Raw genomic sequence first — 15061 nt, 5'->3', positions numbered from 1 at the left:
CGTTTGTCAAACAAAAAAATGAGCTGCTGGCTGTAGGGGAGGAAGGACGACTCTATGTGATCGATCTCGCAACATATAAAAGTATTTATGAGTTACAGCTATCCCAAACGACTGTTCGGAGTATTGCCGTTGATGAAAACTCAAACAGAATTGCATTGGGTGATAAAGATGGCTGGGTATATTTACTGGATAGTGAAGACTTTCATGTCATTGAGCGTATGCAGCTCCATACCATGCCCACAACTTCGTTAGCTTTTCTTCAAAATAGACTGTTAAGCGGTGGACGTGATGCTCAACTCATTATTTCCGAAGTTGGTCAGTTGAGTAATAACTTTTCATTTGTCCCACACTTGTTTACTGTATATGGAATCTATCCACATCCAGTTGAACCATTTTTCGCCACGGTAAGCCGGGATAAGTCAGTGAAGTTTTGGTCTAACGCGGATTTTGCTTTGTTGAAGAATATGAGCCGTGACAAAATGCAAGATGGTCATCACCTATCTGTCAATGCAGGAGTCTGGTCTGACGATGGTCGGTATTTCTTTAGCGTTAGTGATGATAAATTAGTCAAGATATGGGAATTTCAACAGTAAAATATTCGAAGAATAATCTACGGAAGCTCCCATAAAACATGAGGATATAGTGTCCAATTCTGAGACGTTAGGATTTTATCACATTGTTTTTTTAACAGGGACTAACGCTGACCTTTGATTTGTATGTTTGAACGATAGACATATTGCTATCGTTATCTAGACACTAATTGTCCAATAACTTCAAGATTTGGGTAAGGTATTTTTCGTCAATTTCATCGAAGCTGTCCAGTTCACTGCTGTCCACATCGAGAACACCTATAATTTCCCCTGATTATATACGGGCAATACGATTTCAGAGCGTGACAGAGAACTACAGGCGATATGTCCGGGAAACAGCTCTACATCGGGTACAATGAGTGTTTTCTCCTGTGCCCAGGCTCCACCGCATACACCACGCCCTTTTTTTATGCGTGTACAGGCAACAGGACCTTGGAAGGGGCCGAGAACAAGCTCTTCAGTACTGTCTACAAGATAAAAACCCACCCAAAAGAAATTAAACTGCTCCTTTAACGCTGCTGCGATATTGGCAAGGTTTGCAACCTGATTATTTTCTCCCTGTAACAATCCACCTATCTGCGGAAGTAAATTCTGATATTGTTCCTCTTTGCTGCCTTTGGCAATTTGTAAATCCTCAGCCATAAAAATTCTTTTAAATTCTTGTAGAAATAGACGCTTTCACAACACCCACAGCAAAGAAAATCAACTGAAGGTGCTTTCTGCCCCCGAAAGAACAGGTGGTTCAGAAAAAAGCGCTAATATCTGCTCAAAGTTAACAGAATATTAGCGCTTTCGCATGGGGTATATTATTTTATTTCTTTGTATTGATAATGTTTACCCGGATGTAATTGCTTCTTTTTCCAGAAGGAGTAATAACGACCGCTTTGAATACACGTTCTTTACTATTTGGAACAGTCACTTTAACCGGACCTGTATACTCTAGATCTAATTCCGAAGGATCGTAGTTATCTAGTGTATAATAGATTTTGGCACCTTCCACTGATGGTTTCAAACCACGGATGGTATATTCTGAAGCGTATACCGTTGTATCGGAGATACCATAAGCCTCAGGTACGCGGTAGAATGTATTGGTCTGATCTAGCTTTGCCAGTTGACGTGCCGCACGTTGCTCGGAGAAATTCTTCCAGTTTTTCTTTTCCGGTTGTGTCCAGGCAATCTCAGATAAAGCCAACACACGCGGTAAGATGGTAAACTCTACTTTGTTGGAAGAACCGATATATTCCGTCCAGATATTTGCTTGAACACCCAAGACATGTTTCTTGTTGTTTTCAGAGATTTTGCTAGGCATAGGATCAGAAGAGTATACCTTAGCCAATGTCGAAAGACCTCCGATACTCAATGGCTCCCTATTTTGATCAGCTCCTTGTTTGTGATCAAAGTATAGACCATAGCTATTTGCCGTGATGATGACGTCATGGCCTTGGTTTGCAGCATCGATAGCTCCTTGGTCACCTCTCCAGCTCATAACAGTCGCATTTGGTGCTAAACCGCCCTCTAAGATCTCATCCCATCCGATGATACGTTTACCTTTACTATTGATGTATTTTTCCATACGTTGAATAAAATAGCTCTGTAATTCATGCTCATCTTTAAGATTGTTATCCTTGATTCTTTTTTGACAATGCGGACATGTCTTCCATCTTGTTTTAGGACATTCATCGCCACCGATATGAATATATTCGCTAGGGAATAATGGGATTACTTCGTCGATTACATCTTCCAATAGCTTAAATGTTTCTTCCTTTCCGGCACAGAATACATCATCAAATACTCCCCAGGTCTGTGCTGCGGTATACGGTCCCGGTTTATCCCCACAACCTAGCTCTGGGTAAGCTGAAAGTGCTGCCAAAGCATGGCCGGGCATCTCGATTTCAGGGATGACGGTAACATACTTAGATTTAGCGTAAGCCACGACTTCTTTGATCTGGTCCTGGGTGTAGAAACCGCCATAAGGCGTGTTATCATAGTCACCATCAGTTTTATAGTTACCTAAAAGCGTTTGATTGCGATAGCCACCGATCTGTGTTAGCTTCGGGTGTGATTTAATTTCAATGCGCCATCCTTGATCATCCGTCAGGTGCCAGTGAAAAGTATTCAATTTGTAAGAAGCTAGAATGTCAATGTACTTCTTAACAAATTCTACAGGAAAAAAGTGACGGAAACATCCAGATGCAGTCCACGGTAAGCAAAACGTGGCTCATCCTGAATGGATGCCTGTGGAATTTCGATGCTTGCTCTTTTGTCGACAGGTAGTAACTGGATCAGCGATTGCATGCCATAAAACAGACCTGATGCTTTTCCACTGACCGTAATTTGATCCGCAGCAATGTTAAGTTCGTATGCTTCTGTGTTTGCGGATTTTGCATTTTTGGACGAAAAATAGATGCTATTCTTAGCCGGTGACTTAACTAAAGATAGATTGAGGTTGTAGTTGCTTTTTAGAAAATCCTGGAATAAAGTGGCAACTTTTTTATCCTCATCGCTGTCAAATGCAATTTTAGTGTTTGTATTGACTTTAAATGACCCGTTTTTGATCTGAACATGTTGCGGTAGAGGAACAATGTTCAACGTGATGTCTTTCTTTTCTTGCGCAAATACTGCTGCTCCTAAACTTAAAGCGAGCGCAAGTGAAAATAATTTTTTCATGTGTGCGATTATAACTGAAATACGAAGTGCTAAAAATAAGGTAATAAATACGTTTTAGCAACGCCAGATTGTAACAAATAGGCTGTAGCAAGGTAGAGGAAGGTTCTTGTGTATTTTTGTAACTAACTGATTATATGTTTGTTTTTGATAGGGCAATCGTTTGTGTTATCTCTCGAAGATGTACTGTAATTATTAAGCTCATAACCGTACTTGTAATCCGATAAACTCTATTTCAATTGCTATTATCCCACGGTTCTACATAGATATAAGCGGATCACTTAATTATCGAAGCAGATAAGTTCGTGTTAAGGAGGGGGCAAGTTTAATTCTTCTTCGTTTTTTCTATGCTTTTAACACTAATTTTAGACGGGGATAAAACGGACTTCATGCGTGTTTATCCGAATGAGGTCCGTATAAGATCCCTATGAAGTCCCTGTTAGTCTACTTTTAGTTCATACATTGTTACCTAGGAGTTCGTTGTACGAAACACAGTATCGTTATGCGGCATTCGAATGAAGACGGCTGTTGAGAAAATAAAAAAGGAACCCGAAAGTTCCTTTTATAGTATGAGCTATATATTTTGTTCTGTGTGTCTAGCGATGTATCAGATCAACAGAGTGTTCGTCAGCGGATCAACAAACAAACCATGATATCCCATTTTATAGCCTCTTTAGTGCTAATTTGATCATATCCTCTACAGAAAGGTTGCTTTCTGTTTTTAAAATGGTGTTCAATACCTTTTCAGCTGCCACTTTGTTGAAACCTAGCATAACCAATGCAGACAAAGCTTCGTCTGGGACGGATTGCGATTGAATTGTTGTCGAGAGCGTTTCCACACCTTGTTTTTTCAATTTATCCTGAAGTTCCAGGATCAGACGCTGTGCTGTTTTAGGGCCGATTCCTTTAATTTTCTGAATTAAGGCAACCTGACCATTGACAATGGCGGACTGTATTTCATCAGGTGTATTGGATGAAAGTATCATTCGACCCGTATTGGGGCCGATGCCTGAAACCGAAATCAGATTCTCGAACAGCTTCTTTTCGCCTTCTGTGGCAAAGCCATACAGTGTGTGGGAATCCTCCTGACTTGCAGCGAAATAAATAATTTGCAGTTTTCCTGATCCTTGATTTGGGAAAAGGTATAAAGAGAGATGTGAACATAGTAGCCAATCCCACTCACGTCGATAATAACATGAGTGGGGGCTTTATATGCTAATTTTCCATTGAAATATTCGTACATAGTAATACGAATATAGGAAGATTTTAAGCGATTCTATAAATTTTTAAGATGAGCTTGAACATCAACTACGGCAATGGTCACCATGTTGACGATTTCACGTACAGAGCTATCCAATTGTAGTACATGGATCGGTTTGTTCATACCCAAAAGAATAGGACCTACAGCTTCCGCTTCACCGACTTCCTGCAATAATTTATAGGCGATATTACCTGACTCTAGGTTAGGGAAAACAAGCGTATTTGCCGATTGTCCGTTTAAACAACTGAATGGGAAATTGTCAGTCAACATATCGCTGTTTAAGGCGAAGTTAGCTTGTAGATCACCATCAGCAATGATGTCAGGATGTTGGTCGTGAATAATCTGTGCTGCTGCTCTTACCTTGGTCGGTGTTTTTCCTTCACTGGAGCCAAAATTAGAGTAAGACAATAATGCAATCCGCGGTTGGATATTCATGCGTTTAACAGCTTTGTCCAAAAGCAAGGTGATATCAGCCAATTCTTGCGCAGTAGGATCTTCATTCACGGTCGTATCGCCCATGAAAATAGGCCCTTTTTGGTTAGCATCATATACATACCTGCTACACGGCTGCCCGGCTTAGCACCGATAACGTGCAATGCTGGACGGATGGTGTTTGCATAATTTTTGGTCATACCAGAAATCAATGTATCTGCTTCGCCAAATTCAACCAAAGAAGCACCGAAATAGTTGCGGTCAAACATCAGCTTGCGCGCGTCGTAACGAGAGATTCCTCTACGTTGTCTTTTGGTATAAAGGTGCTCGATGAATTTTTTTGAACGCTCTGTTTCACCATCAACCTCAGCAACTGGGTCGATAATTTCTACACCATCTAATTCAAAAGCATACTCTTGGATCAGACGTTGGATTTTCTCTTTCTTACCTAAAAGAATTGGAAGCGCAATGCCTTCTTCTTTTACGATTTGAGCAGCACGTAATGTTTTGTAATTATCTGCTTCAGCAAAGACAACACGTTTTGGATCTCTTTTAGCTGCCATCGTTAAATTGCGCATGATCGCATCATCTTTACCCAGACGTTTACGCAATGCATCGCGGTATTTATCCCAATCTTCGATTGCTGTTTTCGCTACACCAGATTCGATCGCTGCTTTTGCCACAGCCATAGAAACCTCTGTGATCAAACGTGGATCGGTAGGTTTAGGAATAATATATTCTTCAGAGAATTTTAAATTGTTGGTATTGTAAGCTTGATTGACTTCTTCCGGAACTGGTTGTTTCGCGAGATCAGCAATCGCACGTACAGCCGCAATTTTCATCTCCTCATTAATTGCTGTTGCGCGCACATCCAAAGCACCACGGAAAATGTAAGGGAAACCCAATACGTTGTTTACCTGATTTGGATAATCCGAACGGCCAGTACCCATGATAATATCACTACGGGTAGCCATCGCTAAATCGTAAGCAATCTCCGGATTTGGATTGGCCATCGCCAAAACAATTGGATTAGGAGCCATTGATAACAGCATCTCAGGAGACATGACATCCGCAGCCGATAATCCGATAAATACATCAGAGTCTTTTACGGCATCCGCTAGGTATGGATATCGCGATCAGTAGCGTATTGTGCTTTCATGCTATCCAGATTTTCTCTATCTGTACGGATAACACCTTTACTGTCTAGCATCACAATGTTTTCTTTGCTTGCGCCCACAGAAATATACATTGCTGTACAGGACATCGCAGCAGCACCAGCACCATTAACGACGATTTTTACTTTGGAGATATCTTTTCCAATAATTTCACAGGCATTGATCAAGGCTGCACCCGAAATGATCGCTGTACCGTGTTGATCATCGTGCATAACGGGAATCGTCATTTCCTCTTTCAGGCGACGCTCAATTTCAAAACATTCAGGAGCCTTGATATCTTCCAGGTTGATACCTCCGAAAGTAGGTTCCAATGCTTTTACAATTTTCACGAACTCGTCAACATTTTTGGTGTCCACTTCAATGTCAAATACATCGATGTCGGCGAAAATTTTGAACAATAAACCTTTTCCTTCCATGACAGGTTTACCTGCTTGGGCGCCGATATCACCTAGGCCCAATACAGCTGTACCGTTACTGATAACAGCAACAAGGTTCCCTTTTGCGGTATATTTATAAGCATCTTCTTTATTCTCGGCAATAGCCAAACATGGCTCCGCTACGCCAGGAGAATATGCTAATGATAAGTCTCTTTGCGAATTTGTTGGTTTTGTCGGAACAACAGCTATTTTTCCAGGTCTACCCATTGAGTGGTAATTTAACGCTGCCTGTTTACGATTAGTGTTACTCATTACGATTTTATTAATTTAAGGCTACAAATCTATCATTCTTTTTGATATTTGGAAATATTTGCCAATATCTTATTATAAATAGACAATAATATGTTACTTCAAAACGTCCAGCAATTTAAACATTTGCTTGCGCATATTGGACCCTGATCCCGAATAATTATTGACCAATAGCGTATAGGTAAATGATTGCCCATTTTTATTGGTATGAACGCCCGTATACCCCAGTACGCCACCGATTGTTCCACTCTTCATCTTCATGTCGTTGTAGGTCGGCAGACTTTCGTAGAATACAGGATACCAATTTTGCTTTTGTGCATATTGCATGATTTTGTTCATGGCAAGTGTGGTGACCCTATTTTGCGGCGCAAGCCCTGAACCGTCCATACTGTTGAGTTCGCTTGGCCTGATCCCTAATTTGGCGTTCCAATACTTCTGTATGTAATTGGCTCCATCATCCGTTCCTGTTTTTCCCGCAGTGGTATAGGCAATAGTTTTTAATAGGGCTTCCCCATAGAGGTTGATGCTTTTTGGTTAAACCAATAGACAATTTTATCCATGGTAGGGGATAGGTGCACATCCAGTGTTTGCTTTTGGGATACGTCTATTGAATCCATCTTCGCCCCTGTTGCGGGAGATTGGATTGCAAGGATGCCCTGTTTCTTGAGACCTTCATTCAGCTGAAAAGCCAGATCGTATGCAGGGTCGGGGGAAGCGAGCTCGATGGTTTTCTTTAAATCCTGGCCATAAGTACCGCGGACAAATATCTTGGTAGAATAGGGGCAGCATAGGCATAAACATTGTCCCCGCTGCCTGCTCGACCTGTTGTGGTTTCATTGATAATGTTCAGGTAAGGAGCTCGTGTCGTGTCTTGGATAATTTCAGCTTTTGCACCAACTTTGGCTGCTGGACTAAAATCAATTCCAAAAGCATTTTCATGCCAGTTGAGTGATGAAATGCCGGCACCGTAATAATTACCCATATCTGTCCAGATCCATCCCCGGGGAGTTGATTGCCATTATAGAGGCGGTCATCGGCAATAACTGCTCCATTGATACTTCGTATCCCAGCTTTTGAATAGCTGCGATCCATTTGTTCAACACGACATCCGCTTTAGTCTCCGGGTAACGGTCGCTGCCCAAGGTAGGGTCTCCAGTCCCCGTTACAATGATGTTGCCATTCAGCACACCGGTTTCATCTATGGTACCGGTATAGTATAGGGTGGTTTTAAATTGATAATTCTTGCCCAGAAAATCCAATGCCGTAGCCGCAGTAATCACTTTCATGGTGGAAGCTGTGGCCAGCCCAATATTTTCATTGACAGCATAGATCGTCTGTCCTGTCTTTCCGTCAAATACCGTTAAAGAACTGATGCCGTTTTTTACATTTTCCTGATTTTGAAACTGATTAAATGCGTCTTGGATTTTAACTCGGATATCCTGTGCAAATAAAGAACTTGTCATGCCGGTCAGTGCATAGGTCGATAGTGCAATGGAATATAATGCAATTTTCTTCATTAACATGTAATTTCGTCGGACCTTATACGGTCCCGTTATTTGATATTCTACATTTGGTGCGATGGGCGTACAATTTTAATGTATGCATATACGCGTTGACTTGTTTGTTTTATTTGGCTTAAAGTTAGGCATTCGACCCTAAAAATCCTAACTTGCATAAAATTGTATATACGACATGAAGCATATCGAAAAATTAGCTGCTATTCGTGAGGCTATGAAGATTCAAGGAATCGATGGATATATTATCCCATCATCAGATCCTCATATCAGTGAATATTTACCAGAACGTTACAAATGTATTGCTTGGGCATCAGGGTTTACAGGATCTGCGGGTACTTTGGCAATCACACAAGATTTTGCGGGTCTTTGGACAGATTCCCGTTATTTTGTCCAGGCAGTGGAGCAATTGGAAGGAACCGGTTTTGAATTGGTTAAACTGAAAGTCCAGGCAGCGGCGGAGTATGCGGATTGGTTAGGAGAAAAATTGAATGCAGGAGCGAAAGTTGCTTTTGACGGAAATCTGGCGTCACTCTTGGTGGCTCAATCTGTCAAAGGAGTCTTGGAACCCTTGGATATTCAGGTGGATGGTCATGTTGATTTACTAGCTGATTTATGGGCGGGTAGACCAGAGTTGCCAAAAGCGCAGGCCTACTTGTTGCCTGAAAGTACAACAGGACAATCTACCGTGGCGAAGATTGAAGCTGTACGGGCTGAAATGAAGAAAAATCGGACCGATGCACATTTAATATCTTCGTTGGATGATCTTGCTTGGTTACTTAATATCCGTGGTCAGGATGTACCTTGCAACCCAGTTGTTTTGGGATTCGTATTGATCACTCCTGATACCGCGACACTTTACATCGAACCGTCGAAATTGAGCGCCGAAACCGTTGCTGAGTTAGGAAGCTATGGTGTTGAAATCGCTGCGTACGACAATATCTATCAGACGATCCAGACATTGCAGGCAAAGGCTATCTTAATTGACCCAAAACGCACCTGCTTTGCGATGTTTGATAGCGTTCCAGAAAGCGTTAAAATAGTCGAAAAAATAAATCCTTCTACGACTTTAAAAGCAATTAAGAATAAAGTAGAAGTTGAAAATAACAGGCATACTTTTGTAAAAGACGGTGTTGCGCTTACTAGGTTTTTTAAATGGTTGGAAGAAAACGTTGCCAGCGAAGAGCTGTCTGAACTTTCTATTGCAGATAAATTGCGTGGATTTCGTGAGAGCCAAGAGGGATTTGTTGATGTTTCTTTCACAACAATCGCAGGCTACCTGGACCATGGTGCATTGCCACATTATTCGGCGAATGAGAAATCCAATTATACCTTACGTCCAAAGGGCTTGTTGTTAGTGGACTCTGGTGGCCAATATAAAACAGGTACAACGGATATTACACGAGTTGTTTCGCTCGGCGGACTTACCCAGGAGGAAAAAGAGGACTATACCTTGGTGCTGAAGGGCACAATAGAGGGCTCGCAGGCAATTTTCCTGTAGGCACCCGTGGGTATCAAATCGATGCGATTACCCGCCGCCCATTGTGGGAGACTTTGCGTAATTATGGTCACGGTACAGGCCATGGCGTTGGATTTTTCTTAAATGTACATGAAGGACCACAGACATTTAATGCTGCTGCGATAGATGTTGCTGTTGAACCGGGCATGATTACCTCCATTGAACCTGGTCTATACCGTGTTGGTAAGCATGGTATCCGTATCGAGAATTTGGTGTTGACTCGTAAAGCGGGTTCCTCGGAATTCGGCGACTTCTTGGATTTTGAGACATTGACAATATGTTATATTGCGACAGACTTGATTGAGAAATCCCTATTGGAAAAAAGACATCTTTCATGGTTGAATAATTATAATCAATGGGTATTTGATCAGTTATCAACGCATCTTTCAAGTGAAGAAAAGAATTGGCTTGCAGACAAATGCAAGGCGATATAACAATTTAAAATCTAATAATTTAAATAAAAATAGGAACCTGTATCTTGCTGGTTCCTATTTTTTATTCAACTAAGATGAGTTGCTCATATTAAGGGTTTAATAGCATATTTGGGTAAGTAATAATGTTCCTAACAGACCTCTGAAGGCAAAGCATCTGTTGAGTATGAGAATCTTTTAATTGCCCTGTCTCAGAATTTCATATAACAACTCCTTACCAAAAGGCTTCAAGATAAAATCACTTATAAAAGGATAGTTTGCCAGTTGTTCCTGATCACTTTTACTTGTAGAAGAGCTGATGATAAAAATCTTGGTTTGATTAATGAAATCGGGCTTATCTTCTAAAACGTCCATCAATTCCCAACCCGTCATAAAAGGCATATTGATATCAACAAATAATATGGGTTGCCCCAAAGATGCACTGATATCATGTGTGTCTAAAAAAATCCAATGCATCCAATGCATTCTTAAAAGGGTGAAATTCAATGGGGTAGTCTGAAAATCCCTGAAGCATATAGCCGAAAATAGTGCGTAATATCGCATTGTCGTCTATGAGGATGATTTTTCTTTTATTTTCCTGATTCATTACGTTCTTTCTAAAAATTTGACTGAAAAGACACTGCCTTCGTTCGGTTCACTTTGTACATCTATTTTGCCCCCAGTGACTCCACCTGATAGCGTGTGAGAAATAATCCAATACCCTTACTCTCAAAACCACGATGGAAAACTTTCTTGAACATGAAAAGCTGCGATTTATATTTAGGTAGATTGATGCCTAGTCCATTGTCCTTTACAGTTAGCAATGTGCCGTCCTCTACCATGGAAGTGCTGATTTCAATATGTGGTGCTTTGCCTGGCGCTGTAAACCGAAGGGAGTTGCTGATGAGATTACTCAGAATGCTCTCCAGATAGATTTTGGGGTAATGAATATGTTTTACATTGAATTCTACTGAAATCATCGCATTTTTCAATTGTATTTCCTGAATATACTGTTGTTTTACTTTCAGATATACATCGAGGAAATTGCAGTTCTCGAATACGAGCGATTTATTTGAACGTAATTCAAGGATATCGCCTAAGTCGTGTAAGGTTTCGGTGAGTTGCTCACTACTAATTTTTAAAAGATCTAAAAAATCAGCCTTCACCTTTTCATCTTTCGAAATTTTGAGTTCATCGATGAGCATTGGCATATTGCTCAAGGGGCCCTTTAGGTTATGTGCCAAGATATTGGCAAACTCTTCCAGCTGCCTGACTTTGGTCTCGAGATCAATTTTAACTAGATCGGATTCTATTTTCTGTTGCTTTAATATCTCGATATTTTTTTGATTCGGAAATATCCTGGATCTGGCTGATCAGAAACAATGGCGTATTGGTGCTGTCGAAGACAGCCGCCATGGTGACAGAGCACCATACAAAATGGCCTAGTTTATGTCGAAAACGTTTTTGTACGGTAAAGCTATCAATTTCACCCTGAATAAGCTTTTTACGAAGCTCAGTATCGCGTTCTATGTCATCTGGGTGTGTTTTTTGGGTGAATTTCATTTTCGACATTTCCTCCTGTGTATAGCCCACGATTTTTGTCAATGTATTGTTTGACTCAATACAAGAGCCATCGAGGTTTGTCAATGCAATACCCAAACCTGAGAAATGGAATGCCTGATTGAATTTATGCTCGTTAAATCTTATTTTTTCTGTTGATTCTACCTGTTTGGTTATATCTGAAATAACCAAGGCAACTCGGTTTTGTGTTCGGTGAATGGGTTTTATCTGCAAACTATACCACCTGTCTTTATGTTTTTCCGAAGGAGACTGAAACTCCATTTTAAACTCACGGTCAAGCTTTAATGAATTTTGGATCAGCTGAATTGTCGGTATGGCTAGATCTGCCGGGAAAAGTTCGATCAGGCTTTTATTCAGAAATTCCTCCGGTGGATAGAATAGCAAACTCGGATCGTTTGTCCAATAATTTTTAAATACCCCCATGTCGGAGACTTCAAAAACGAGATCATTGAGTGAGGCAACCAGTAATTGAAGTTCATGTTGTTTATCTTTTAATGCCTGATTCTGATTGACAAGTTTGGAGACATCGATGAAAGATAGTAGTAGATGGGGCTTATTTTCTTCGGTGAATGGCGTGATTTGAAATACAAACCACCTAAAGGAGCCTTCAATTGCGATTCCCAAGATTGTTTCCTGATGGATTTGATTGGTGTTAAAAGCAATTTGGAAGGGCGGGCGTTCGGGGCTGAGAGCGGATGCGTCGTCAGATGAATAGAATGTGATTAATTCATGTAATTTCTTGCCTTTAGCTCCATTCTCGTCCAAGGCCAAAAGCTCGCATGCGCGTGCGTTGAGATGTAAAATGGTTCCATCTTCCGAAGTTGTAATCAATCCTTCTAACCCCGAACGTTGCGTTTGAGCGGAAGGTGTAGATAAAGAGTCCCGTTGCAGATGCATTATCCAACAATGTTTAGGATTAATTTACTCATTTATAAGATATGAGACTTGTCTGGTCTCGATTTACAAAATTGGTAACTTTTACCACAAAATAATAAAAAAATATTAAAATAGGTAATTTTTACATAACGGGTTGCTGAGTAGGTTATTATGTGTAACACCGAAAAGAGCAAATGGTTTTGGAAGGTTTTAAATAAATCCTTTGTAAAATTAATCCATTCAAAAACGATTTGGAAATATGGATTTAAACTGTTGGGGAAGGTTTCTTTGAAAAAATATAACACAGTTTTCAATTATAAAAAGGGCTTATGAAGACAAAACATCATAAGCCCTTTTTTTAGTTATTGATCTAAACAGTTCAATTTTTTGTTTTTTCCAGCCATAACCAATTAAACCAGAGTGGAAGCTGTTGTTGACTTTTGTAGGTCAAGATATATTTACCCGGTTTATCAAATTTTAATGTTCCGATACGCTTTTCTACAAATTCTTCGGTGTAGTTATTTTCATTTGGTTCGACAACCATTTTATTTGTAGGTTCAAAAGTTCCGCTCAGTTGTTGGCTAGCAACGCTAATTTCGAAGGGAATATTTTCTTTATTGGGATTGTGCGCAGAGAAATCTATCGTATATGATCCGGCCTCTGTAACCGTTACTTCCCAGTCGATCTTCGTATTTCCTGTGAGGAAAGCATGGGTCGGATTTTTGCCGTCATAACGTATGATTTTCAGGTCATTGTTGAGGCTATTGGTTGATTTTAGGAAAAAACCACCAAAAGTGGATTCAGGGACGGTATTTTTGTCCAGTTCCAGGGGACCATCGAAAGTTAATTTTACTTCCGAAACATAATGATCCGGTTGATCCACAGGTAGGTCAATGTGGATTGAGCTCAGTTTCTGCTCATAGTTCAAAGTCGTCGAACTGTTACCTTTCATCATTGCAATATTGGACGGTTTGGATTTGATACCTGTAATACGAAGTTTGTGATCCAATGGCCAGTTAAATACATGCGCATAGACCACCGTTTTATTTTGTTCGGTTTTTGTGGTCAGGTAGCCCCAGTCAAAATGATTGTTTTTTAAAGAAAGACCAGTGGCACCATAGATGCTTTTGCCATAGGTATTTAACCAGGAGCCTACATCATGTAAACGGCTTACACTTTCGTAAGGAACGGTTCCATCGGCTCGGGGCCAATATTTAGGTGAATCCACCATTGAGGCTGACATTTGAAATCAATGATTGGAAGATTTGGTTTGTTGATTTCCACTCGTTTTCCTGACCATTATATCCCCAAGAGTGGGCAATGGTACCCGGTGTCTCCCAAGGGTGGGCAATATAGTTGCTGCCAAATTGATTGTCACCAAGGGTTTCGAAATCTACATTTTCTGCATCTGTCGGAAGACCTAGACGTGAATTGATCAGACAGTTCGGTTGCAGCTCGCGGATTAATTTTACGACCTGAAGTAACTGCTCTTTTTGATGATTGATTTTTGATAAGGGATCCACATATCGAACCATATCAGCGAAATATCGCCGTAGTTACTCATAAGTTCACGGAGCTGTGGTATTACCTTCTCTTGCCAATACTGATTGTATTGGGCATCGGTTACGTGTCCGGATAATTCTTGCTGATGATTCCAGCCATAGGGATGTTCCCAATCGATCCAGTGTGAGTAGTAGAAGCCAAGTTTCATACCATGCTTTTTACAGGCAGCTGCGATTTCTTTGATCACATCGCGGTTGGAGCCACTCAGTTTAGGTAAACTGTACGTTCCCACTTTGGTATCCCAAAGCGCCACACCATCATGATGTTTGGTCGTGATGATCATATATTTCATTCCGGCCTCCTTTGCGAGGAGTACCCATTTTCCGGATCTATCTTGTTCCAGTCAAAGCGTTTGGCCAAGCTGCCATATTCTTCTTTTGATACACGGTTGCGGTAGCGTAACCATTCCGCATAATTATTCATATACCGTAAAGGTTCACCTTTCCACATACCTTCAGCAGCGCTATATAAGCCCCAGTGGATAAACATGCCAAAACGAGCATCTTTAAACCAGTCCGCCTTTCCATTGTCCTGAGCAAAAGTCGTATGGAAGCGCTGATCAGTAACAAACATAAGATCGCGATTCTTTTGAGTTGTGGTATCATAAAGGTTGTTGTTGTTTGGATTACAAGATAAGTAAAAAAAAGACTTGCTAAATCGAATTTTTATTATGTGTATACATTTGAAGACATAAAAAAATTATATTTTTATGAAAACCAAAAAAATATACCGATTAAATAAACTGGAGGCGGGTTCACATTTTGTTAACATGATATTAAAATTTTAATAA

General features: G+C 40.5%; 16 protein-coding genes and 3 pseudogenes. 3 read left to right on the top strand and 16 right to left on the bottom strand.

The annotated features are described in order from the left end of the window. The first annotated feature begins 56 nt into the window (after positions 1–56). The gene (locus KUH03_RS14405; RefSeq protein WP_257094342.1) at positions 57–593 is read left to right on the top strand and encodes a WD40 repeat domain-containing protein; all 537 of its coding nucleotides are present in this window, start codon (positions 57–59) and stop codon (positions 591–593) included. Positions 594–756: 163 nt separating this feature from the next. Here the strand turns inward: KUH03_RS14405 and KUH03_RS14400 are convergent. From KUH03_RS14400 to KUH03_RS14360, 8 genes and pseudogenes are all read right to left on the bottom strand, one after another. After that, positions 757–1232, bottom strand: a pseudogene (locus KUH03_RS14400) (GAF domain-containing protein). Between the two features lie 169 nt (positions 1233–1401). Continuing rightward, a complete protein-coding gene (locus KUH03_RS14395; RefSeq protein ID WP_257094340.1) occupies positions 1402–2709 on the bottom strand; it encodes a beta-N-acetylhexosaminidase in 1308 nt (435 codons plus the stop codon). Positions 2710–2750: 41 nt separating this feature from the next. After that, positions 2751–3257, bottom strand: coding sequence for a glycoside hydrolase family 20 zincin-like fold domain-containing protein (locus KUH03_RS14390; RefSeq protein ID WP_257094338.1), 507 nt, complete (start codon positions 3255–3257; stop codon positions 2751–2753). 659 nt (positions 3258–3916) lie between these two features. After that, a pseudogene (gene ruvA, locus KUH03_RS14385) lies at positions 3917–4497 on the bottom strand (Holliday junction branch migration protein RuvA). 33 nt (positions 4498–4530) lie between these two features. Continuing rightward, positions 4531–6811: pseudogene (locus tag KUH03_RS14375) on the bottom strand (NADP-dependent malic enzyme). A gap of 93 nt (positions 6812–6904) precedes the next feature. Next, a complete protein-coding gene (locus KUH03_RS14370) occupies positions 6905–7300 on the bottom strand; it encodes a D-alanyl-D-alanine carboxypeptidase (protein ID WP_257096963.1) in 396 nt (131 codons plus the stop codon). Positions 7301–7541: 241 nt separating this feature from the next. Then, the gene (locus KUH03_RS14365; protein ID WP_257094333.1) at positions 7542–7790 is read right to left on the bottom strand and encodes a hypothetical protein; all 249 of its coding nucleotides are present in this window, start codon (positions 7788–7790) and stop codon (positions 7542–7544) included. Beyond that, positions 7783–8325 (bottom strand): D-alanyl-D-alanine carboxypeptidase, encoded by a 543-nt coding sequence (locus tag KUH03_RS14360; protein ID WP_257094331.1) that lies wholly within the window; start codon positions 8323–8325, stop codon positions 7783–7785. The genes KUH03_RS14365 and KUH03_RS14360 overlap by 8 nt, the downstream gene beginning before the upstream one ends. A 175-nt stretch (positions 8326–8500) precedes the next feature. Between KUH03_RS14360 and KUH03_RS14355 the strand changes: the two genes are divergently transcribed. Both KUH03_RS14355 and KUH03_RS14345 read left to right on the top strand, forming a co-directional pair. Continuing rightward, complete coding sequence (locus KUH03_RS14355) at positions 8501–9823, top strand: aminopeptidase P family N-terminal domain-containing protein (RefSeq protein WP_306429580.1); 1323 nt, start codon at positions 8501–8503, stop codon at positions 9821–9823. A 41-nt stretch (positions 9824–9864) separates the two neighbouring features. After that, a complete protein-coding gene (locus KUH03_RS14345; RefSeq protein ID WP_373564727.1) occupies positions 9865–10275 on the top strand; it encodes a M24 family metallopeptidase C-terminal domain-containing protein in 411 nt (136 codons plus the stop codon). Positions 10276–10449: 174 nt separating this feature from the next. Here the strand turns inward: KUH03_RS14345 and KUH03_RS14340 are convergent, their stop codons facing one another. From KUH03_RS14340 to KUH03_RS14310, 8 genes are all read right to left on the bottom strand, one after another. Further along, a complete protein-coding gene (locus KUH03_RS14340) occupies positions 10450–10728 on the bottom strand; it encodes a response regulator (protein ID WP_257094329.1) in 279 nt (92 codons plus the stop codon). After that, positions 10700–10858, bottom strand: a complete 159-nt coding sequence (locus KUH03_RS14335; RefSeq protein WP_257094319.1) for a hypothetical protein — start codon at positions 10856–10858, stop codon at positions 10700–10702. Before KUH03_RS14335 ends, KUH03_RS14340 begins: the two co-directional genes overlap by 29 nt. A 61-nt stretch (positions 10859–10919) precedes the next feature. Continuing rightward, positions 10920–11495 carry an ATP-binding protein gene (locus KUH03_RS14330; protein ID WP_257094317.1) on the bottom strand — a complete coding sequence of 192 codons (576 nt, stop codon included), beginning with the start codon at positions 11493–11495 and terminating at the stop codon, positions 10920–10922. Between the two features lie 49 nt (positions 11496–11544). Continuing rightward, positions 11545–12729, bottom strand: coding sequence for a PAS domain S-box protein (locus KUH03_RS14325; RefSeq protein ID WP_257094315.1), 1185 nt, complete (start codon positions 12727–12729; stop codon positions 11545–11547). A gap of 358 nt (positions 12730–13087) precedes the next feature. Further along, positions 13088–13951, bottom strand: coding sequence for an alpha-L-fucosidase C-terminal domain-containing protein (locus KUH03_RS14320; RefSeq protein WP_257094308.1), 864 nt, complete (start codon positions 13949–13951; stop codon positions 13088–13090). Then, entirely contained in the window at positions 13923–14231 is a 309-nt protein-coding gene (locus KUH03_RS48635; RefSeq protein WP_373564726.1) for an alpha-L-fucosidase, read from the bottom strand. Before KUH03_RS48635 ends, KUH03_RS14320 begins: the two co-directional genes overlap by 29 nt. After that, the gene (locus KUH03_RS48630) at positions 14177–14563 is read right to left on the bottom strand and encodes an alpha-L-fucosidase (RefSeq protein ID WP_373564725.1); all 387 of its coding nucleotides are present in this window, start codon (positions 14561–14563) and stop codon (positions 14177–14179) included. Before KUH03_RS48630 ends, KUH03_RS48635 begins: the two co-directional genes overlap by 55 nt. Then, positions 14560–14844: an alpha-L-fucosidase gene (locus KUH03_RS14310; protein ID WP_257094306.1), complete on the bottom strand. Its 285-nt coding sequence runs from the start codon at positions 14842–14844 to the stop codon at positions 14560–14562. Before KUH03_RS14310 ends, KUH03_RS48630 begins: the two co-directional genes overlap by 4 nt. Positions 14845–15061: the final 217 nt, after the last annotated feature.

The sequence above is a fragment of the Sphingobacterium sp. E70 genome, from assembly GCF_019285695.1.
Classification (GTDB): domain Bacteria; phylum Bacteroidota; class Bacteroidia; order Sphingobacteriales; family Sphingobacteriaceae; genus Sphingobacterium; species Sphingobacterium detergens.
The sequence above is the reverse complement of the archived record's forward strand: the minus strand, read 5'-3'. Positions and strand labels throughout refer to the sequence as shown.

Bases quoted from the DNA above. Each gene is read 5' to 3' on its own strand.
- KUH03_RS14390 (WP_257094338.1), bottom strand. From the start codon at position 3,257: ATGAAAAAATTATTTTCACTTGCGCTCGCTTTAAGTTTAGGAGCAGCA.
- KUH03_RS14365 (WP_257094333.1), bottom strand. From the start codon at position 7,790: ATGGGTAATTATTACGGTGCCGGCATTTCATCACTCAACTGGCATGAA.
- KUH03_RS14360 (WP_257094331.1), bottom strand. From the start codon at position 8,325: ATGAAGAAAATTGCATTATATTCCATTGCACTATCGACCTATGCACTG.
- KUH03_RS14355 (WP_306429580.1), top strand. From the start codon at position 8,501: ATGAAGCATATCGAAAAATTAGCTGCTATTCGTGAGGCTATGAAGATT.
- KUH03_RS14340 (WP_257094329.1), bottom strand. From the start codon at position 10,728: ATGCATTGGATTTTTTTAGACACACATGATATCAGTGCATCTTTGGGG.
- KUH03_RS14335 (WP_257094319.1), bottom strand. From the start codon at position 10,858: ATGAATCAGGAAAATAAAAGAAAAATCATCCTCATAGACGACAATGCG.
- KUH03_RS14325 (WP_257094315.1), bottom strand. From the start codon at position 12,729: ATGCATCTGCAACGGGACTCTTTATCTACACCTTCCGCTCAAACGCAA.
- KUH03_RS14320 (WP_257094308.1), bottom strand. From the start codon at position 13,951: ATGTCAGCCTCAATGGTGGATTCACCTAAATATTGGCCCCGAGCCGAT.
- KUH03_RS48630 (WP_373564725.1), bottom strand. From the start codon at position 14,563: ATGAAATATATGATCATCACGACCAAACATCATGATGGTGTGGCGCTT.
- KUH03_RS14310 (WP_257094306.1), bottom strand. From the start codon at position 14,844: ATGTTTGTTACTGATCAGCGCTTCCATACGACTTTTGCTCAGGACAAT.